We start from the raw sequence: 19645 nt of genomic DNA, 5'->3' as shown, positions 1-19645 counted from the left end.
CTGGCGGGTGCTCCGCGGCTAGCAAGGCTTGCCTAACTACAGGCTCGGGCGCGTCGTGTCATCTCGGCATCGCTCATCTATCTTGATGTCGAGACAATTCTAGCATCGAGGATGAGGTCCTCCCGACATGACGAGAGCCCGGCCCGAGACGCGCTGACGCGTCGGGCCGGGCTCTCGGCGGATCACTCGGTGGATGCCTGCGGCGCCTTCGGGAACACGGCGCGGACGACGAGCCAGCTGAGGACGAGTAGCGGCGCGTAGAGCGGGATGCCCATGAGGAGCCGGAGCGTCCCGAGGAGCTCGACGTTCCCACTGAAGTAGAGGGGCAGCTGCACGAGGAGTCGTGCGGCGAACATTGCCACCCACACCAGCGTGAGCCACCGCATGGCGCGTCGTTGTCCGGGGTGGGACCGCCAGCTCGTGCCGCTGCCCATGAGGTAGCCGGCCACGAGCCCGACGACGGGCCACCCGACGAGCACCGAGACGAGGAGGGCCACGGCGTAGGCGCCGTTGGTCCAGAACCCGACGACGTAGAAGTCCTCCGCGCGCCCGGACAGCAGAGCCAGGGCCGCTGAGAGTGCGATCCCGAGGAGGCCGCCGACGGCCTGCGTGACCGGCTGCCGCTGGACGAGGCGTGCCACGGAGAAGAGGACCCCGAGTGCGACCGGAGCGATGATCGACGGGACCAGGTCGAGGGTCAGCGTGTAGACGACGAGGAACAGGAGTCCGGGCAGGATCGCCTCGACGATGCCGCGCACGCCGCCCATGGCGCGCAGCAGTGCCTTGCCGGTGGGGGCGTCGCCCTCGGCCATCGCGCCCAGACCGGACTTGCGTGCGGCGGCACCGAACGCGGCGGACATCGATTCACCGAGCCGCTGCCGATCCGCGTCACCCGTGGCGTCAGGGGAATCCGACGCGTCACTGCGCTCGATCGGGTCGACTCCGCGGGACTCCGGTTCTCGTGCGTCCGTCATCGACTACGCGCTCGTGGCCGTCGGCATGCGCAGCGGGATGAGGTCGCGCGGCGGCATGGGCGAGTTGCCCCGGACGACGACGAGGCTGCGGAAGAGGTCGTCCACGAGCGCTGCGGCGTCCGGCTTCGACGCGCCCTCCCCCGCGACGACGCCGCGGAGGAACCAGCGCGGACCATCGACGCCGATGAAGCGTGCCAGGTGGGTCGCGTCGGTGCCTGCGGCACCACCGGTCGGCACCTCGGCGACGAGCTCCGGGCCGAACTCGCCTTCGCGCTCGGTCACGGTGCCGCCCTGCTGGGCGATCTGCTCGGCGATCTGCGCGCGGGTCTCGTTCCACAGACCGGTCGACCGCGGGGCGGCGAACGGCTGGACCTGCAGGGTGGAACCGGCGTAGTCGAGGCCGACCGCGACGACGCGCTTCGTCGCCTCCTCCACCTCGAGGCGGAGGTTCAGACCTTCCCGCGGCAGCACCTTGACGCCACCGAGGTCGATGTAGGGGCGGACGGGGTTGGCCTCGCTCTCGTCGAACGGGCCGGCGGTCTCGCGGTCCTCGGGTGCGGACTTCGCGTCGTCGGGCAGCTCCGCGTCGAGGTCGAGGTCGGGGAGGTCTTCGAGTTCGCTCATGCGAGGGTTCCTGTCTGCGCGGCACCGTCGGTGCTGATGGTTGGGTCGGTGGCGGCCGGTGACGCGGCGAGCGAGCCGACGCCGGTCGAACCGAAGCCTCCGGCTCCACGAGCGCTGCCTGGCAATCGCTCCACCGGGATGAAGTTGGCCCGGGACACCGGCATCACGATGAGCTGGGCGATGCGGTCGCCCGGCTCGACGGTGAAGGAGGTGTGACGGTCGGTGTTGAGGAGCGTGACCTTGATCTCGCCGCGATATCCGGCGTCGACCGTGCCGGGTGAGTTGACGACGGTGATGCCGTGTTTCGCCGCGAGGCCGCTTCGCGGGACGACGAACGCGGCATGGCCGTCGGGCAGGGCGATCGAGACGCCGGTGCCGACGAGGGCGCGCTCACCCGGTTCGAGCACGACGTGCTCGGCGGACACGAGATCCGCACCCGCATCGCCGGGGTGTGCATAGCCGGGCAGATCCGGCGCGATAATGAGTACGTCAACGCTTTCGGTCACGAATCGAGGGTAGTGCAGTTCTCTGAGACAAGGCAGACATGCAGCCGTACCGTGAAACCCTCTGGCCCAGCCCCTGGGTCATCATCGCCCTCGCCCTCGTGGTGCCGGCGACCATGCTCGTCCTCGCGCCCGTTTCACTCGCGGCGGGGGTCGTCGGGGCGGTGGTGCTGTACGGCGGATGCCTTGCGCTGGCGTTCGGGACGGCGCCGAGGATCCAGGTCTCCGAGTCGAGCCTCTCGGTCGGGAAGGCGTCGATCCCGCTCGGGTTCATCGGTGAGGTCGTGGTGTACACCGGGACGGACGCGACCGCTCAGCTCCGCACCAAGCTCGATGCACGCGCCTGGCTCATGATCCGCGGGTGGGTGCACAGCCTCGTGAAGGTGGAGATCGTCGATCCGGCCGATCCGACGCCGTACTGGCTGCTGTCGTCCCGTCGCCCGCAGGCCCTCGCGGACGCGATCGCCAGCGCGCGCACGCACGCCTGAGGCTGCCGCCGCTCGAATCCGCAACGACAGAACCCCTCCGGATCGTGATCCGGAGGGGTTCTGTCTGCCGCTCGCGCGGCGATGCTGTCAGGCTGCGCACTCCGCGCAGATCGGGCCGAACTTGCCCTCGTGGTCGAGCTGCGAGCGGTGCTTCACCAGGAAGCACTCCATGCAGGTGAACTCGTCCGCCTGGGGCGGGAGCACGACGACGTCGAGGTCGAGGTCGGAGAGGTCGGATCCACCCAGGTTGTAGTCACCCGGGTTGTCAGCGTCTTCGGAGTCGACGACTCCGGACAGCTTGTCTGGAACGCGCTCCTTCAGGGCCTCGATCGACTCGGAATCGTCGTCGGTCTTGCGGGGAGCGTCGTAATCAGTTGCCATGCCTATCCACTTCTCGATGCCGTCGGAACAAAATCGGCGGGCACAGTTTGCATCAGTTCCGCATGAATTGCAAACCGTGTTCGGGAGGGTGTGCGGAACCTTCCCGTGCAACTGACGGCACGCCCGGCGTATTCCCCGAATACGCCCGCGATCCGTGAGAACGTGGGTCAATCACGTGGCACGCTGAGAGGCATTCATCATGCAGGAATTGAAGGTAGTCGGAGCGGAGCTCGGCGCTCTGATCGTTGCAGATCGGAACGAGGAGGAATACCGCCTCATCGTCGACGATTCGTTCCACGTCCACCTGCGGCGGGCGAAGCCGGCCGGTGCGCCGATCGGTGGGAACACCAAGATCTCTCCGAGGGAAGTGCAGGCGCACATCCGCAGCGGGCTCTCCGCCGAGGACGTCGCAGCGGTCACCGGTGCCTCGCTGGAGTACGTGCAGCGGTTCGAGGGTCCGGTGATGGCGGAGCGCGAGCACATCGTCGGCACCGCCCTCGGCGTCGCCGTCCTGCCGACGACCGACACGTCGGCCGACGACATCGAGGCCACCTTCGGGAACGTCATCCGGGCTCGACTCGAGAAGCTCGGCGCGACCGACGAACGGTGGACGAGCTGGAAGGAACCCGAGGGCGGCTGGATCGTCAAGCTGTCCTTCACGGCCGACCAGGTCGACCACGACGCCCGCTGGGCGTTCGAGCCGAAGAAGCTCGCCCTCACGCCCATCGGGAGTGAAGCCACGACCCTCTCGCGTCAGGGCGACCTGCCGGCCGCGCTGATCCCCCGGTTGCGTGCGGTCGACACCGACGACTCCCCCGACACCTCACGCTTCGACAGCGGCGCGTTCTCCCTGGACCGGGTGTCGACGCCGCAGCAGACCGAGACCGACCGGCCCGCCGAGACGCGTCCGATCGAGCCGTTGCCGTTCGCGGCCGACACGGGCTTCGGCCGTGCACCGTCCTCGAAGGCTGCGACCCAGGCCGCGATCAACCGTGAGGCGTCGAGCCCCGAGCAGCACAACCAGACCGCCGACCTGTTGGAGGCGCTCCGCAAGCGCCGTGGCGAGCGGGAGGCCGCCCCCAGCGAACCCGAACCTGCCGAGCGCCCCAGTGCGCCGCACGCCGTCCCGGATCAGCAGACGCCGCTGGCGGTGTTCGACACCGGTGAGTTCGAGGCGGCGCAGCAGCGACGCGCGGGCGATACCGAATCCTCCGATGGTGGCGCGCCGTCCGGGGCCAAGGCGCGCCGCGGCCGAGCGTCGATGCCGTCCTGGGACGAGATCGTGTTCGGTGCGAAGTCCGACGACGACCCGGTCTGATCGGTCAGGATTTCAGGGCTCGTAACGACCGAGGCCGAGGAGCGGTATCCGGCGTTCGTCGTCAGTGAGCGAGCCGTGCTGTCCGATCATGCCCCTCGCGGTCTGATCGGCGGGACGTGAATCGTAGTAGGCGATGCGCTTGCGGGCGGCGACGATGACGTCGCCGATGCGCGGCAGCACCTCAGGGTCGACCTCCCCGTACCAGCCGTGGTCGACCGCCTGCTCGCGTGTCGCGATCCAGGCGCGGCCGCCTTCCTCGGCTCGCCAGGCCTCAGCCAGGCGCTCCCGATCCGCTGGACCCGCGTCGGCGTCGAGATAGAGGTGGAGGCACCGCGGCTCCCCGCCGATGTGGCGGACACCGGCGACCAGCTCGGGCACCTGGTCGAAGAGCACGTGCTGATGGGGTGCGACGTCGATCACCCCGTGGTCGGCGGTGACGAGCGCGCCGGTCGACGCGGGCAGACGGGACGACCACCGCTTGAGATCGCCGTCGAGCTCCTCGAGGAGCGCCGTCCAGCGTCCCGACTCCCACCCGTACTCGTGCGCCGCCTGATCGAGCTCGGGGACGTACACGTAGCTGAGTGTGGGTCCGGCGGTCGTGGACGCGATCTCGCGGGCCGCGTCGAGGCGGTCCGCCATCGAGCGTCCTGCCCGGTAGTCCGCCCCTCGGAGCACGGCTCGGGTGAAGCCCGAGTTGCGGTATCGCTCCTGACCGATCACCGTCGTCGTGACGCCCTCGGCTCTCGCCCGCTCGAACACGGTCGGGAGGCGCTGCCAGGTCTCGGGCACCATGCCGGCGTCCCAGCCGCTGAGCTGGTTCACGACCCGGTCGCCCGCCACGTCCCGTGCTCGGTAGCTGACGAGGCCGTGCCGACCCGGCAACGCCCCCGTGGTCAGCGTCGCGATCCCGGCAGCGGTCGTCGACGGGAACGCCGACGTCGTGGTGGAGCGCGGACCGAGGCGCGGCGCGAGGAACCGAGCGTGGGCGGCTGCTCCACGGAGGTTCGCGGCGCCGAGGCCGTCGACGAGGACGACGACGGCATGATCGGCCGCGGGCAGCGATCCACCGCCCACCGTCAGGGATGCGAGGCAATCCGGGAGGACACCGGCAAGGCTGCGTGACTCCGGATCGACCGTCGGTAGCATGGTGGTCATCGGGCTCAGTCTCGCACACCGCGCTGACGACCACGCCCCGCCATCCTCACCGAGCACCGGCTCGACTCCCCTCAGCAGAGACACGGAATGACCCGCCAACAGCAGACCCCGCCGACGGAGACCAGTGGCGAGCGCATCGAGGACATCGATGTCTCGTCGGAGATGCAGACCTCCTTCCTGGAGTACGCCTATTCGGTCATCTACGCCCGCGCCCTCCCCGACGCGCGCGACGGCCTGAAGCCGGTGCAGCGCCGCATCCTCTACCAGATGACCGAGATGGGCCTGCGCCCGGATCGTGGCCACGTGAAGTCGGCCCGCGTCGTCGGCGAGGTGATGGGGAAGTTGCACCCGCACGGCGACACGGCGATCTACGACGCCCTCGTCCGCCTCGCACAACCCTTCACGCTCCGCGTCCCGCTCATCGACGGGCACGGGAACTTCGGCTCACTCGACGACGGGCCCGCCGCGCCGCGGTACACGGAGGCCCGGCTGGACGCCGCCGCGCTCGCCCTGACGGCCGACCTCGACGAGGACGTCGTCGACTTCGTCCCGAACTACGACAACCAGTTCATGCAGCCCGAGGTCCTCCCGGCCGCGTTCCCGAACCTCCTCGTGAACGGCGCCAGTGGTATCGCGGTCGGTATGGCGACCAACATGGCGCCGCACAACCTCGTCGAGGTGATCGGCGCCGCACGGCACCTCCTCGCGCACCCCCAGGCCACCCTCGAGGACCTGATGGAGTTCGTCCCGGGTCCCGACCTGCCCTCCGGCGGCACGATCGTCGGACTGGACGGCATCAAGGACGCCTACGCCACCGGTCGCGGCTCCTTCAAGACCCGCGCCAAGGTCTCCGTCGAAGCGGTCACCGCGCGGAAGACCGGTCTGGTCATCACCGAACTGCCCTACCTGGTCGGTCCGGAGAAGATCATCGAGAAGATCAAGGACGGCGTCAGCTCCAAGAAGCTCAACGGCATCTCCGACGTCACCGACCTGACGGACCGCATCCACGGGCTCCGCCTCGTGATCGGGATCAAGACCGGATTCTCCCCCGAGGCCGTCCTGGAGCAGCTCTACCGCTACACACCACTCGAGGACTCCTTCAGCATCAACAACGTCGCGCTCGTCGACGGTGGCCCGCAGACGCTCGGCCTCCGGGACCTGCTGCAGGTGTACGTCGACCACCGCATCAGCGTGGTCACCCGCAGGAGCCGGTTCCGGTTGGCGAGACGCAAGGAACGCCTCCACCTCGTGGAGGGGCTCCTCATCGCCATCCTCGACATCGACGAGGTCATCCAGGTCATCCGCGCGAGCGACGACTCCGAACAGGCCCGCGCGCGCCTCATCGAGGTCTTCGACCTCTCGCAGCTCCAGGCCGAGTACATCCTCGAACTCCGTCTCCGACGACTCACCAAGTTCTCGCGGATCGAGCTCCAGGCCGAGCGCGACAAGCTGCTGGCCGAGATCGCCGAACTCGAGCGGTTGCTCGGGAGCCAACGACTCATCCGCGCGGCGGTCTCCGCAGAGCTCGCTTCGGCGGCCGAGCAGTTCGGCACACCGCGCCGGACCATGCTGACGAACGCGAAGCCGAGCGTCGCGACGACGGGCCGAGGGAAGAGCGCCCCGGTCCTCGAGCTCGCCGACACCCCGTGCCGCGTCTACCTCAGCGCGACCGGACGGGCGCTCCGCGTCGACCTCGAGCAGGACGCACCCGCACCACGACCCGGTCGACGGAGCAAGCACGATGCGATCCTGAGCGTCGTCGAGACCACGAGCCGCACCGAACTCGGTGCAGTCACGAGTCTCGGTCGCGTCATCCGGTTCACCCCGCTCGACCTCCCCGCGGTGCCGGCGGCCTCCATCCAGCTCGCGGCCGGAGTCCGGATGGGCGAGTACCTCTCGCTCCCGAACCGCGATGAGCGCGTGCTGGCGATCGTCTCGCTGACCTCGGAGCAGCCGATCGTGCTGGGAACCGAGACCGGCGTGGTCAAGCGGGTCATCCCCGGCGACCTGCCGAACAAGCCGGACTTCGAGGTCATCACGCTCAAGCCGCGCGACCACGTCGTCGGGGCGACGCAGGTCGGCGACGACGCGGAGCTCGTCTTCGTCGCCTCCGACGCACAGCTGCTCCGTTTCCCCGCGACGTCCGTCCGTCCGCAGGGGCGGGCCGCTGGTGGCATGGCCGGCATCAACCTGGCAGCCGGTGCGAAGGTCATCTCGTTCACGGCGGTCCTGCCCACCGACGACGTCGTCGTCGTGACGGTCGCGACCAATTCACTGACCCTCGCCGGAACGGACACCGGGAGCGCGAAGGTGTCGGAGTTCTCCGAGTTCCCCGCCAAGGGTCGCGCGACCGGCGGCGTCCGATCGCAACGCTTCCTGAAGGGCGAGGACCAGCTGGCCGTCGCGTGGGTCGGCGCCGCTCCGGCACACGCCGTCGGTACGGACGGGACACCGCGGACGCTCCCGGAGGTCGGCGCGAAGCGGGATGCCTCCGGGGCGCCGCTCGACGCCCCCGTCGGGTTCATCGGCGGCGCGATCACCGCACCGGCGGCACCGGCGACGGACGACGCGGTAGCGGGCGACGAATCGTCCTGACCGGAGCTGCACACCGACGAAGGCCCGGATCGAGCGCACTGCTCGATCCGGGCCTTCGTCGGTCCTGCTCTTCGCTGGACGACCGACGATCAGACGTCGATGCTCTCCCGTGACAGCCGGTCGGAGCTGTCGACGATGAACTCCTTGCGCGGGGCGACGTCGTTGCCCATGAGGAGTTCGAAGATCCGTCCGGCCGACTCCGCATCCTCGACCCGGACACGGCGCAGCGTCCGGTGACGGCGGTCCATGGTGGTCGTGGCCAGCTGGTCGGCGTCCATCTCCCCCAGGCCCTTGTAGCGCTGGATCGGTTCCTGGTGCTTCTTGCCGGTGCGCTTGAGGTCGCCGAGCACCGCGTGCAGTTCGGCTTCGGAGTAGGTGTAGATCGTCTCGTTCGGCTTGGAGCCGGGGTTGATGACGATGACGCGGTGGAGCGGCGGTACCGCGGCGAACACGCGGCCCGCTTCGATCAGCGGCCGCATGTACCGGAAGAAGAGCGTGAGCAGGAGCGTCCGGATGTGGGCGCCGTCGACGTCGGCGTCGCTCATGAGGATGATCTTGCCGTAGCGGGCGGCGTCGAGATCGAACGATCGTCCGGAGCCCGCTCCGATGACCTGGATGATGGACGCGCACTCCGCGTTCGACAGCATGTCGGAGACGGAGGCCTTCTGCACGTTGAGGATCTTGCCTCGGATCGGGAGCAGCGCCTGGTAGGAGCTGTCTCGGGCGAGCTTCGCCGTGCCCAGTGCCGAGTCGCCCTCGACGATGAAGAGTTCACTGGACTCGAGGTTGCCCGAGCGGCAGTCGACCAGCTTGGCCGGGAGTGATGAGTTCTCGAGCGCGTTCTTGCGGCGTTGCGTCTCCTTGTGGGTCCGCGCGGAGATCCGGGACTTCATCTCCGACACGATCTTCTCGAGCACGAGCGCGGTCTGCGCCTTGTCGTCGCGCTTGGTCGAGGCGAACCGCTCCTTGAGCTCCTTCGTGACGACGTTGGCGACGATGGCGCGGACGGCCGGCGTGCCGAGGATCTCCTTCGTCTGGCCCTCGAACTGCGGCTCGGCGAGACGCACCGTCAGCACCGCCGTGAGGCCCGCGAGGACGTCGTCCTTCTCGAGCTTGTCCGAGCCGACCTTGAGTCGGCGGGCGTTCTGCTCCACCTGGGCGCGGAGGAACTTCAGCAGGCCCTGATCGAATCCGAGTTGGTGCGTGCCGCCCTTCGGCGTCGCGATGATGTTGACGAAGCTGCGCATGACCGTCTCGTACCCGGTCCCCCACCGCAGCGCGATGTCGACCTCCGCCTCGCGCTCCACCTCGGTGGCGACCATGGTGCCCGACGGCGACAGCACCGGGACGGTCTCGGTGAACGTCCCGCTGCCGGTGAGGCGCCAGGTGTCCGTGAGTGCGGTGTCTCCCGCGAGGTGGTCGACGAACTCGGAGATCCCGCCCTCGTAGCGGAACACCGCCTCGGTCGGCTCCTCGACGGTCTCGTCGCGGATGTGGATCCCGAGCCCCTTGATGAGGAAGGCGGTCTGGCGCGCGCGGCCGAGGAGCTCCTCGGCCTGGAACTGGGCGCCCTTCGTGAAGATCTGGCGGTCGGCCCAGTAGCGGATCCGGGTACCGGTCACGCCGCGCTTGGTCTTGCCGATGACGCGGAGTTCACTCTGCTTCTCGAACGGCGTGAACGGTGCGTCCGGGGTCGGCTCCCCCGTGTCGGCGAAGATCCCCGGCTCACCGCGGTGGAAGGACATGGCGTAGGTCTTGCCGCCGCGATCGACCTCGACGTCGAGCCGCTCGGACAGGGCGTTGACGACTGATGCGCCGACGCCGTGCAGCCCGCCGGACGCGGCGTAGGAACCGCCGCCGAACTTCCCGCCGGCGTGGAGCTTGGTGAAGACGACCTCGACACCGGAGAGGCCGGTCTTCGGTTCGATGTCCACCGGGATGCCACGCGCGTGGTCGCGCACCTCGACGCTCTGATCGGCGTGAAGGACGATCTCGATCTGATCGCCGTACCCGCCGAGTGCCTCGTCGACGGAGTTGTCGATGATCTCCCAGAGGCAGTGCATGAGGCCACGCGAGTCGGTGGAACCGATGTACATGCCTGGTCGCTTGCGCACCGCCTCGAGGCCTTCGAGGACGGAGAGATGCCTGGCGGAGTAGTCGCTGCTCACGCTTCCCAGCGTAGTCGTCGCCGCCGACACGCCGAGGGAGACACTCGGCGCGCGATCGTCCGGACCCGCTCGACGACGCGTTGTCGCGGGCCCGTCGACCCATCCGGCTGCGCGGTTGATCCGAATCATCTACGCGCACAGCGAAAAGAGCACGGAATGGGACCCCGTTGTGACAATCGCGTGCTTTCATGAGTACTACGAGTTTCGTAGCCGCCCGAGTCAGGAGGAGCACATGTCACAGACTGCTACCGAGAGCACGCCGAGTGACCTCGACGCCCAGCAACTGACTGCCGCCGATCGTTGCGATCTGTGCGGAGCACAGGCCTACATCCGCGTGCAGATGAACAGCGGTGAGCTGCTGTTCTGCGCGCACCACGGCAAGAAGTACCAGGAGAAGCTGACGCAGGTCGCGACCGACTGGCACGACGAGTCCGCGCGACTCTTCACCGAGCAGCGCGCCTAGTCCACCGGCATCACGACGAAGGGCCCCGGATCCGAGATCCGGGGCCCTTCGTCATGTCATCGAGGAAGCGCGGACACGGACCAGCGCGGGCTCGATCGCCCGCGGCCTCAACCGAGAGCGGAGACGATGTGCGCTCTGGCGTTGGCAGCGATGTCGTCGAGGGCGTGGAGTTCCGGTGATTCGTCGAGCATCAAGGTGCCCGCGGCGACCGTGATCGCCAGACGGAGCAGCCGATCGGCGAGCTCCGGGTTCTTGGCGAGGACGGGACCGTGCAGGTGGGTTCCGACGAACGGGCCGACCAGCGCACCCTCCGTGCCGTCGCCGTTGCCTCGTCCGTGCTGCACGGAGCCGATCGCCTCGACGCCCGTCCCGGCTCGGAAGTCCCGCCCGTGGTTCTCGTACCCGACGAGTACCGGGGCGTCGAGCTCGAGGCCGCCGCTCGGCACGACGACGAGGTCGTCACTCGCCCGCGTGCGCCGCAACGGGGCGTCGCCCTCGATGATGGCGAGGCCCTCGACCCAGCTCCCCGGCGCGAGCTCGAGCCGGCGAGTGAGGAGCTTCCACCCGTTGGCGACCGCGAGGACGGGCACGCCGGCCTCCACCCAGGCGATGAAGGCGTCGCGGAACGGCCGGAGCGCCTCGAGCACCTGTGGCGCCGACGGGTCGTCGCACGACCCGAGGACGACCGCGTGGACCGTGCTCGGGAGTTCGGCGACCGATTCGACCGGGACGAGCTCGACGGCGAGGCCCCGTGCGCGTGCCCGGCGAGCGAGGACCGCACCGTTCTCGGCGTCGCCGTTCACATTGCAGCTCGAGGGCAGGAGGACGGCGATGGTGATCGTCGGCTCGGTCGTCATGCGTCGTCCTGATCGTTCGAGGCGAGGCCGAGGTGCGCGCGGGTGCGGCGCATCGAGTCGGCGGTGAAGATCACGGTCTTCCGACCGTGCGCGGGCGCCGGGAGGGCGAGGAACGCGTCCAACGCCGTGCCGAGGTCCGGTTCAATGCGGTCGATCTCGACGCCGTCGTAGCCCAGCTGCAGCGCTGCCTCCCAGGCCTTGGACCCCGACACGAGCGCCACACGACCGAGCTTGGACGTGTCGACCGGCCAGAGGTACGAGGGATCGCGGACGTCGCTTCCGACGGCCACCAGGATCTGCTCCGTGTCGGCCGCCAGGCTGTCGACGTTGAGCTGGAAGCTCGCGGGGTTCTGGACGAGGACGAACTCGACCTCGACACCGCGGACGGTCGTCACCTCGCCGCGGCCGAACACCGGCGTGAGCGCGTGGAACGACTCAGCCGCGGTGGCGAGCTGGAACTCGGGGCCGAGGATCGCGGCGGCGCCGGAGAGGGCGGCAGCCGCATCCACGGCGTAGTGCACGCCGCGGGCCGGCAGACGGAATCGGACGGTCTCGCCGCGGTGGGTGATGGACACCAGATCGCCCTCGAGGGCTTCGACGACGGTTCCGGAACCGGGGTCGACCCGATCGGACGAGGTCGTGCTGTACCCGAGGCCGCGTGCGCTGGCCCCGAGCACGGCCGTCGAGACGCCGTACCGCCATCGCGTCGCGTCGCTGCCCGGCGCGACGGCGTCGACGAGCGCGTCATCGCCGTTCAGGACGAGCGATGTGCTCGATCGGGCAGCGATCGCGTCGAGCATGCGCGCCACCATGGCGGCGTCGTGGAAGCGGTCGATCTGGTCGACGGACACGTTGGTCAGGATGACGTGGGCGGGCGCGAGCCGCGGCGCGATGAGCGCTCCGTGTCCTTCGTCCATCTCGAGCACCCCGAGCTCGGCGTCGATCCGGCCGCGGAGGTCGGCTCGTTCGAGGAGGGCGGAGGTGAGGCCCTGGGAGATGTTCGCCGTGGACGGGTTCGTGAAGACCGACACACCGTGGGCACGCAGGATGCCGACGAGCATCTTGGTGGTCGTCGATTTCCCGCTCGAGCCGCTCACGATTACGAGACCACGCGGGAAGGCGTTCAGCGTGTCGGGGAGGAACCCGGGCGCGATGCGGTTGACCACGAGGCCGGGAACGGCCGATCCCCCGCCCGGCTTGCGCAGCCTGGCGAGGAATCGGACGGCACGACCGGCGAGGATGGCCGGGGCGTAGCGCATGCTCCTACTCGAGGTAGTCGCGGAGCGACTGGGATCGGCTCGGGTGACGCAGCTTCGCCATGGTCTTCGACTCGATCTGCCGGATGCGCTCACGGGTGACCCCGAAGGTGTCGCCGATCTGGTCGAGCGTCTTCGGCATGCCGTCGCCGAGGCCGAAGCGCATCCGGATGACGCCCGCTTCCCGCTCGGAGAGCGAGTCGAGGAGCGACTCCAGCTGCTTCTGCAGCATCGTGAAGCTGACGGCGTCGGCCGGCACGACCGCCTCGGTGTCCTCGATGAGGTCGCCGAACTCGCTGTCGCCGTCCTCGCCGAGGGGCGTGTGCAGCGAGATGGGCTCGCGGCCGTACTTCTGGACCTCGATGACCTTCTCAGGCGTCATGTCGAGTTCGCGGCTGAGCTCCTCGGGCGTGGGCTCGCGGCCCAGGTCCTGCAGCATCTGCCGCTGGACGCGGGCGAGCTTGTTGATGACCTCGACCATGTGCACCGGGATGCGGATGGTGCGCGCCTGGTCGGCCATGGCACGCGTGATGGCCTGACGGATCCACCAGGTCGCGTAGGTGGAGAACTTGAAGCCCTTGGTGTAGTCGAACTTCTCGACCGCGCGGATGAGGCCGAGGTTGCCCTCTTGGATGAGGTCGAGGAACTGCATGCCGCGGCCCGTGTACCGCTTGGCGAGGCTCACGACGAGTCGGAGGTTCGCCCCGAGGAGGTGGCTCTTGGCACGGGCGCCGTCCTTCGCGACCCACTGGAGCTCACGACCGACCCGCGAGCGCTTCTCGAGGTCGGAGAGCTGGGCGAGTTTGTCCTCGGCGAAGAGGCCCGCCTCGATGCGCATCGCGAGTTCGACCTCTTCGGCCGCGTTGAGGAGCGCGACCTTACCGATCTGCTTGAGGTAGTCCTTGACCGGGTCGGCGGTGGCGCCGGTGATCGCGGCCGAGTACACCGGGATCTCGTCGTCGTCGCTGTTGGAGAGCACGAGTGCGTCGGTGGGGAGGGTGATCTCCGGCACGGACTTGTCGTCCTCCTCCTCGACCGCCTCGGTGGCGTCGCCCGCGGGCGCGTCGACCACGGCGTCGTCGGCGACGACCTCGACGACGACGTCCTCGTCGTCCGAGCCCTCATCGGGCTCCGTGCTCGACGTCGTACCCGCCTTAGCGCGGGTGGCCTTCTTGGGAGCAGCCTTCGCTCGGGTCGTGGTGGCCTTGGTGGTCCGAGCCTTCGCTGCGGGAGCCTCCGTGGCCTCGTCTGCTGGCGCTGCTTCGTCTGCGCGAGCCGTCTTGGTGGCCATAGCTGCACCTTCCTGTTCGGACCCGGCATGGACAGTCATCGCCGGATCGTCCGTGATTTCGGACATTACGAGGACCCATGTCAAGTCTTGGTGCAGTGCAACCCGAAAAGGGCCGCCGACATTCCGAGAGGTGAACGGGTCCGTGTTCCATTATAGCGCGCGCAGGAAGGCCACAGAGCCACAGGCCGTTTGTCAAGGGTGGGATCAGGGGACGAAGCGAACGCTCAGCGACGGCGCCCGAGCCTCGCTCGGACCGCGATCCACAACGGACCGACGGCGATGCCCTCGTCCTCGGCGAAGCGTCTCCGGGTGCGGGACCGGGCGACGAGCAGCATCGCCACCCCGAACCCGACCACGAGGTACTGCACGGAGAAGGCGATCCGGAAGCTGTCCATGGAGTAGTCGGCACGGGATCCCCCGCTGACCGCGTCGATGATGAGTCCGATGAGGAACATCATGACGAAGCTGGCGAGGAACCCACCGACGTTCACGATGCCGTTCGCTCCGCCGAGCGCGCGGATTGGGTTGAAGGTACGGGCGAAGTCGAACCCGATGAGTGAACCGGGGCCCCCGACCCCGACCACGACGAACAGGACGATCACGAGCCACATCGGCGGGATGCCCGGCCAGAGGAGGAGTACGGCCCAGGCGACGCCCATGACCGTGACGATCCCGAGCACGAGGTTGCTCCGCCGGTACGGGAACCGGGCGGTGAGCACCCCGAGGACGGGTCCGGCGATCATGCCGGAGACCACGATCACGATGAGCAACGATGCGGCGAGGGGCTGCGGGTAGCCGAGGGCGTAGACCATGAAGGGGAAGCCCCAGAGCAGCGTGAGGACCGTGCCGGAGGACTGGGTGACGAAGTGCGACCAGAACCCGAGACGCGTCCCTGGCCGGCGCAGACTGATGAGGACCTCGCGGACGACGTGGCCCCAGGTCTCCGGGCGCGGTGCCTCGTCGGAACCGGACGGCCGGTCGCGGACGACGATCAACACCCCGACGAGTGCCAGGAGGACGAGACCGGCCGCACTGAGGAACGCCGGCGACCAGCCGAAGGCGTGCAGGACGAAGGAGAACGGCACCGCCGAGAGGACCTGTCCGATCTGCCCGATGTTGCCGACCCACTGCGAGACGATCGGCACCCGACGGGTGGGGAACCAGGAGTTCACGAGCCGCAACACGGAGGTGAACACCGCGGCGTCGCCGAGGCCGACCAGCATCCGGCCGACGATCGCACCGCCGAGTTCGGTCGTGAGGCCCAGCCAGATCTGGCCCGCCATGACGACGGTCAGCCCCGCGATGATCAGGACGCGAGGCCCGAGGCGGTCGATGAGCACCCCGACCGGGACCTGCATGGCGGCGTACACGATCAACTGCGCGACCGCGAGGGTCGAGAGCGCGGCGGCGTCGATCTGGAACCGCTCGGTGGCGTCCACCGCCGCCACACCGAGCGTCGACCGCTGCATGACGGTGATGAGGTAGGCGAACACCCCGACGCCGAACACCCACCAGACGCGTCGAGATCCCACCGATCCAGCTTAGGTGGTCGAGCGGTCCTCGTCGCCGTGGCGCCGGCTCGCGAGGAACTTCTCGAGCTCCGCGGCGATCTCGTCGGCCGTCGGGAGCGCCCCGTCGATGTCGGTGAGCGGCGATTTCGGCGAGTTGTCGGCCATGTAGGCGTCGTACCGCTCCTCCAGCGTCGTGACCAGCTGGCCGAGCTCGTGGTTGGTCCCGACCTGCTCGTCGATCTTGGTGAGGAAGTCGCGGCTGTCCTCGCGGAGGCGGTCCGTGGGGAAGATGAGGCCGGTCGCCGCACTGAGGCTCTCGATCGCCGTGATCGCCGCGGCCGGGAACTCGGTGTCGGCGAGGTAATGCGGAACGAGGAGCACGAAGGCCGCGATGCTGTCGCCGCGCTCGTAGAGGCGGTACTCGAGGAGGTGGAGCACGTTGGACGGCACCTGGGTGCGGGGGCGCCAGACCGAGAGCGACTCGATGAGGTCGAACCGGTTGCCGCTGACGGTGACGCCGATCGGCCTGGTGTGCGGGACCGGCATCGGGATGGCGTGCACCCACGTGGTGTCGCTGACCCGGAAGCGGTCGACGAGCTCGAGCACGGCCGCGACGAAGCGGTCCCAGAGGAAGTCGGGCTCGAAACCGGTGAGCAGCAGGAACGGCGACCCGAGTTCGTCGTGGGCCAGCGACAGGGTCAGCCGAGGCGGCCGGTACTCCGTCAGGTGGTCCTGGTCGAACGAGATGATCGGCCGGCGGGCGCGGTAGTCGAGCAGGACATCGGCGTCGAACTCGGCGATGACCGTCGTGTCGAGGACGTCGTCGAGGTAGGCGTTCAACTGCCCGACCGCGCCGCCGGCGTCGGAGAACCCGGTGAGCCCCGCGACGAGGTGGAGGCCGGCGGGGATGTCGATCTCCGGGTGCACCTCGTAGAGGTCGTCAGGCGTAGGCATGGTTCAACTCTAAACGGGGGTGTCGCAGCGCCCTTCCCCTCCGAGCCTCGGCCGTACCGCCGAGAGCGAACACCGGCGGCCCCGCCTCGGTCCTGAACCGCTCGTGCCTACGATGGAGGCATGACGATCCCCGTGCTCTCCGTGTTGTCCGCCGCCGTCGAGGGAATCGAGGCCGAGCTGCTCGTCCTCGCGGTGAGGAAGGGCGACGACGGACCGGAGCTCCTGGCGCCCGACGTCTACGCGCCGCTCGCGGACGAGCTGCGCGCCTCCGGAGTCACGGGATCCGAAGACCAGGTGCGACGCCTCCCGGACCGGTTCGGTGCGGCCTCCGGTCTCGTGCTGGTCGGCCTCGGGCCGGATGCGGACGACGCGGCCTTCCGACGAGCGGCAGGTGCGGTGACCCGGACGATCGACGGCCAGGCCTCGATCGCGTTCGCGTTGACGGAGGAGACGGCCGCCGCCGCCGAAGCCGTCCTCGAGGGGGCGGCCATCGGCGCCTACCGCTACACCGCGTCGCGCGGTGTCGGATCCGCGCCGGCACCGACACCGCTCGGGTGGGTCACCGTCGTCGTCCCGTCGAGCGTGGACGCACCGGATGCCGGGCTCGCGGAGCACGCCACCGCGGTCGCCGAGGCCATCGCGCTCGTCAAGGACCTGGTCAACACGCCGCCGAACGAGCTCTACCCGGCGACCTTCGCCGACGCGGCCCGCGCAGCGGTCGACGGCCTCGACGTCGAGGTCGAGGAATGGGACGAGACCCGCTTGGCCGAGGACGGCTTCGGCGGCATCCTCGGTGTCGGGCAGGGTTCCTCCCGGCCTCCGCGACTCGTCAAGCTGAGCTACCACCCTGAGGCGGCCCGGAGCCACCTGGCCCTCGTCGGGAAGGGCATCACCTTCGACAGCGGCGGCCTCTCGCTGAAGCCGCCGGTCTCGATGGTCGGCATGAAGTACGACATGACCGGCGCGGCGACCGTGCTCGCCGTCCTGGCCGCGGCCGCGCGTCTCGGAGTGCCCACCCGGCTGACCGCGTGGCTCTGCCTCGCCGAGAACCTCCCGTCGGGCACGGCGATCCGGCCGAACGACGTCCTCACCATCCGGGGTGGACGCACGGTCGAGGTCACCAACACCGACGCCGAGGGCCGGCTGGTCCTCGCCGACGGACTCGTCGCCGCAGGCGAGGAGGGCCCGGACGCCATCATCGACGTGGCGACCCTCACGGGAGCGGCGGTGGTCGCGCTCGGCAACCGCTACACGGGCGTCATGGGTGACGCTTCCTTCGTCACCGACCTCATCGCGACCGGTTCCGGTGCGGACGAACTGTTCTGGCCGATGCCGTTCCCCGCGGAGCTGCGCAAGGTCCTCGACTCCGACGTCGCCGACCTCGCCAACGCGAAGCCCGGCACCACCGCGGGCGGCATGCTCGTCGCAGGCACGTTCCTCCAGGAGTTCATCGCGGACCGCACCGACGAGGAGGGCGGCACCACTCGAATCCCGTGGGCCCACCTGGACATCGCAGGGAGCGCGATGAACGGCGACGCCCCCTACGGCTTCACCGCCAAGGGGCCGACCGGCGTCGCGGTCCGCACCCTCCTCGCAATGGCCGAGGAGATTAGCCACCCGTAGTAAGGTCGGTGGGGGCGGTTCGACCCGCCTCGACGCCGCCGAACACACCACGACGGTTTCCGATCGACCACGAAGCACACACAAGGAGCAACGGAGTGTCCGAGCAGAATTTTGACCTGGTAGTCCTGGGAGGCGGAAGCGGCGGATACGCTGCGGCGTTGCGCGCTTCGCAGCTCGGCCTCACCGTCGGCATGATCGAGAAGGACAAGGTCGGCGGCACCTGCCTCCACCGCGGTTGCATCCCGACGAAGGCGCTGCTGCACTCCGCCGAGGTCGCGGACGCATCGCGCGAGTCGGAGAAGTACGGCGTCAAGTCCACCTTCGAAGGCATCGACATCGAGGGCGTCACGAAGTACCGCGAGGGCATCGTCGCGAAGAAGTACAAGGGACTCCAGGGCCTCGTGAAGGCCCGCGGCATCACCACCATCGAGGGTGAGGGCCGTCTGGTCTCCCCGACGAGCGTGCAGGTCGGCGACGACCTCATCACCGGCAAGAACGTGATCCTCGCGACGGGCTCGTACAGCCGCTCGCTCCCCGGTCTCGAGATCGGTGGCCGCGTCATCACGAGCGAGCAGGCGCTGCAGCTCGACTTCGTGCCGAAGAAGGTCGCCGTCCTCGGCGGCGGCGTGATCGGCGTCGAGTTCGCGAGCGTCTGGAAGTCGTTCGGGACCGAGGTCACGATCATCGAGGCGCTCCCCCACCTCGTCCCCAACGAGGACGAGTCGATCAGCAAGGCGCTCGAGCGCGCGTTCCGCAAGCGCGGCATCGAGTACTCGCTCGGCGTGCGGTTCCAGGGCGTCACCCAGGACGACTCGGGCGTGCACATCACGCTCGAGGACGGCAAGACGATCGACGCCGAGCTGCTGCTCGTCGCCGTCGGCCGTGGCCCGTCGACCGCCGGACTCGGCTTCGAGGAGGTCGGTGTCACCATCGACCGCGGCTTCGTCATCACCAACGACCGTCTCGAGACGAACATCCCCGGGCTCTACGCCGTCGGCGACATCGTCCCCGGCCTGCAGCTCGCGCACCGCGGCTTCCAGCAGGGCATCTTCGTGGCCGAGGAGATCGCCGGTCTCAAGCCCGTCATCATCGAGGACGTCAACATCCCGAAGGTCACGTACAGCGACCCCGAGATCGCGTCCGTCGGTCTCAGCGAGGCCAAGGCGGCCGAGCAGTACGGCGCCGACAACATCACGAGCTACGACTTCAACCTCGCCGGCAACGGCAAGAGCGAGATCATCGGCACGAGTGGCAATGTCAAGGTCATTCGGGTCAACGACGGCCCCGTCATCGGTGTGCACATGATCGGCGCCCGCGTCGGTGAGCTCATCGCCGAAGGCCAGCTCGCCGTCAACTGGGAGGCCTACCCCGAGGACATCGCGCCGCTGATCCACGCGCACCCCACGCAGAACGAGGCGCTCGGCGAAGCATTCCTCGCGCTCGCAGGCAAGCCCCTGCACGCGCTGTGACGCATTCCGAACACC

The 19645-nt window shown here is 69.1% G+C and carries 17 protein-coding genes; 6 read left to right on the top strand and 11 right to left on the bottom strand.

Annotated elements, in window-relative coordinates; translation table 11 throughout:
- Positions 1-182 precede the first annotated feature (182 nt).
- Genes BWO91_RS09835 through dut form a run of 3 tightly spaced genes read right to left on the bottom strand, consistent with a single transcriptional unit; the run spans position 183 to position 2104 of the window.
- Positions 183-974 (bottom strand): DUF3159 domain-containing protein, encoded by a 792-nt coding sequence (locus tag BWO91_RS09835; RefSeq protein ID WP_079002468.1) that lies wholly within the window; start codon positions 972-974, stop codon positions 183-185.
- Positions 975-977: 3 nt separating this feature from the next.
- Positions 978-1598, bottom strand: coding sequence for a DUF3710 domain-containing protein (locus tag BWO91_RS09830; protein WP_071260074.1), 621 nt, complete (start codon positions 1596-1598; stop codon positions 978-980).
- Positions 1595-2104, bottom strand: coding sequence for a dUTP diphosphatase (dut, locus tag BWO91_RS09825; protein WP_079002467.1), 510 nt, complete (start codon positions 2102-2104; stop codon positions 1595-1597). Before dut ends, BWO91_RS09830 begins: the two co-directional genes overlap by 4 nt.
- 38 nt (positions 2105-2142) lie before the next feature.
- Here dut and BWO91_RS09820 point away from each other — a divergent pair, with 38 nt between their 5' ends.
- Complete coding sequence (locus tag BWO91_RS09820; protein WP_079002466.1) at positions 2143-2589, top strand: DUF3093 domain-containing protein; 447 nt, start codon at positions 2143-2145, stop codon at positions 2587-2589.
- Between the two features lie 87 nt (positions 2590-2676).
- Here BWO91_RS09820 and BWO91_RS09815 read toward each other — a convergent pair whose 3' ends face one another.
- Positions 2677-2970, bottom strand: a complete 294-nt coding sequence (locus tag BWO91_RS09815; protein WP_056005937.1) for a DUF4193 domain-containing protein — start codon at positions 2968-2970, stop codon at positions 2677-2679.
- A 199-nt stretch (positions 2971-3169) separates the two neighbouring features.
- Between BWO91_RS09815 and sepH the strand changes: the two genes are divergently transcribed.
- The gene (sepH, locus tag BWO91_RS09810) at positions 3170-4288 is read left to right on the top strand and encodes a septation protein SepH (protein ID WP_079002465.1); all 1119 of its coding nucleotides are present in this window, start codon (positions 3170-3172) and stop codon (positions 4286-4288) included.
- A 12-nt stretch (positions 4289-4300) separates the two neighbouring features.
- Here sepH and BWO91_RS09805 read toward each other — a convergent pair whose 3' ends face one another.
- Positions 4301-5443: an alkaline phosphatase family protein gene (locus BWO91_RS09805; protein WP_240555777.1), complete on the bottom strand. Its 1143-nt coding sequence runs from the start codon at positions 5441-5443 to the stop codon at positions 4301-4303.
- An 87-nt stretch (positions 5444-5530) separates the two neighbouring features.
- Here BWO91_RS09805 and BWO91_RS09800 point away from each other — a divergent pair, with 87 nt between their 5' ends.
- Entirely contained in the window at positions 5531-8038 is a 2508-nt protein-coding gene (locus BWO91_RS09800) for a DNA gyrase/topoisomerase IV subunit A (RefSeq protein ID WP_079002464.1), read from the top strand.
- 89 nt (positions 8039-8127) lie between these two features.
- Here the strand turns inward: BWO91_RS09800 and BWO91_RS09795 are convergent, their stop codons facing one another.
- Entirely contained in the window at positions 8128-10206 is a 2079-nt protein-coding gene (locus BWO91_RS09795) for a DNA gyrase/topoisomerase IV subunit B (RefSeq protein ID WP_240555775.1), read from the bottom strand.
- Between the two features lie 232 nt (positions 10207-10438).
- Here BWO91_RS09795 and BWO91_RS09790 point away from each other — a divergent pair, with 232 nt between their 5' ends.
- Positions 10439-10669, top strand: a complete 231-nt coding sequence (locus BWO91_RS09790; protein ID WP_056011197.1) for a DUF7455 domain-containing protein — start codon at positions 10439-10441, stop codon at positions 10667-10669.
- 107 nt (positions 10670-10776) lie between these two features.
- Here BWO91_RS09790 and BWO91_RS09785 read toward each other — a convergent pair whose 3' ends face one another.
- From BWO91_RS09785 to BWO91_RS09765, 5 genes are all read right to left on the bottom strand, one after another.
- Positions 10777-11526: a hypothetical protein gene (locus BWO91_RS09785; RefSeq protein WP_079002462.1), complete on the bottom strand. Its 750-nt coding sequence runs from the start codon at positions 11524-11526 to the stop codon at positions 10777-10779.
- Positions 11523-12785, bottom strand: coding sequence for a MurT ligase domain-containing protein (locus BWO91_RS09780; protein WP_079002461.1), 1263 nt, complete (start codon positions 12783-12785; stop codon positions 11523-11525). The genes BWO91_RS09785 and BWO91_RS09780 overlap by 4 nt, the downstream gene beginning before the upstream one ends.
- Positions 12786-12789: 4 nt before the next feature.
- Positions 12790-14112, bottom strand: coding sequence for an RNA polymerase sigma factor (locus BWO91_RS09775; RefSeq protein ID WP_079003921.1), 1323 nt, complete (start codon positions 14110-14112; stop codon positions 12790-12792).
- A gap of 185 nt (positions 14113-14297) precedes the next feature.
- Positions 14298-15605 (bottom strand): MFS transporter, encoded by a 1308-nt coding sequence (locus BWO91_RS09770; RefSeq protein WP_079002460.1) that lies wholly within the window; start codon positions 15603-15605, stop codon positions 14298-14300.
- A 9-nt stretch (positions 15606-15614) separates the two neighbouring features.
- Positions 15615-16538, bottom strand: a complete 924-nt coding sequence (locus BWO91_RS09765) for a proteasome assembly chaperone family protein (protein WP_079002459.1) — start codon at positions 16536-16538, stop codon at positions 15615-15617.
- A 120-nt stretch (positions 16539-16658) separates the two neighbouring features.
- Between BWO91_RS09765 and BWO91_RS09760 the strand changes: the two genes are divergently transcribed.
- Both BWO91_RS09760 and lpdA read left to right on the top strand, forming a co-directional pair.
- Positions 16659-18161, top strand: coding sequence for a leucyl aminopeptidase (locus BWO91_RS09760; protein ID WP_079002458.1), 1503 nt, complete (start codon positions 16659-16661; stop codon positions 18159-18161).
- A 95-nt stretch (positions 18162-18256) separates the two neighbouring features.
- A complete protein-coding gene (gene lpdA, locus BWO91_RS09755) occupies positions 18257-19630 on the top strand; it encodes a dihydrolipoyl dehydrogenase (protein ID WP_064293772.1) in 1374 nt (457 codons plus the stop codon).
- The last annotated feature ends 15 nt before the right edge of the window (positions 19631-19645 follow it).

Origin of the sequence: Plantibacter flavus, assembly GCF_002024505.1 — a bacterium.
Classification (GTDB): Bacteria; Actinomycetota; Actinomycetes; order Actinomycetales; family Microbacteriaceae; genus Plantibacter; species Plantibacter flavus_A.
This window is presented reverse-complemented; position numbering and strand designations above follow the sequence as displayed.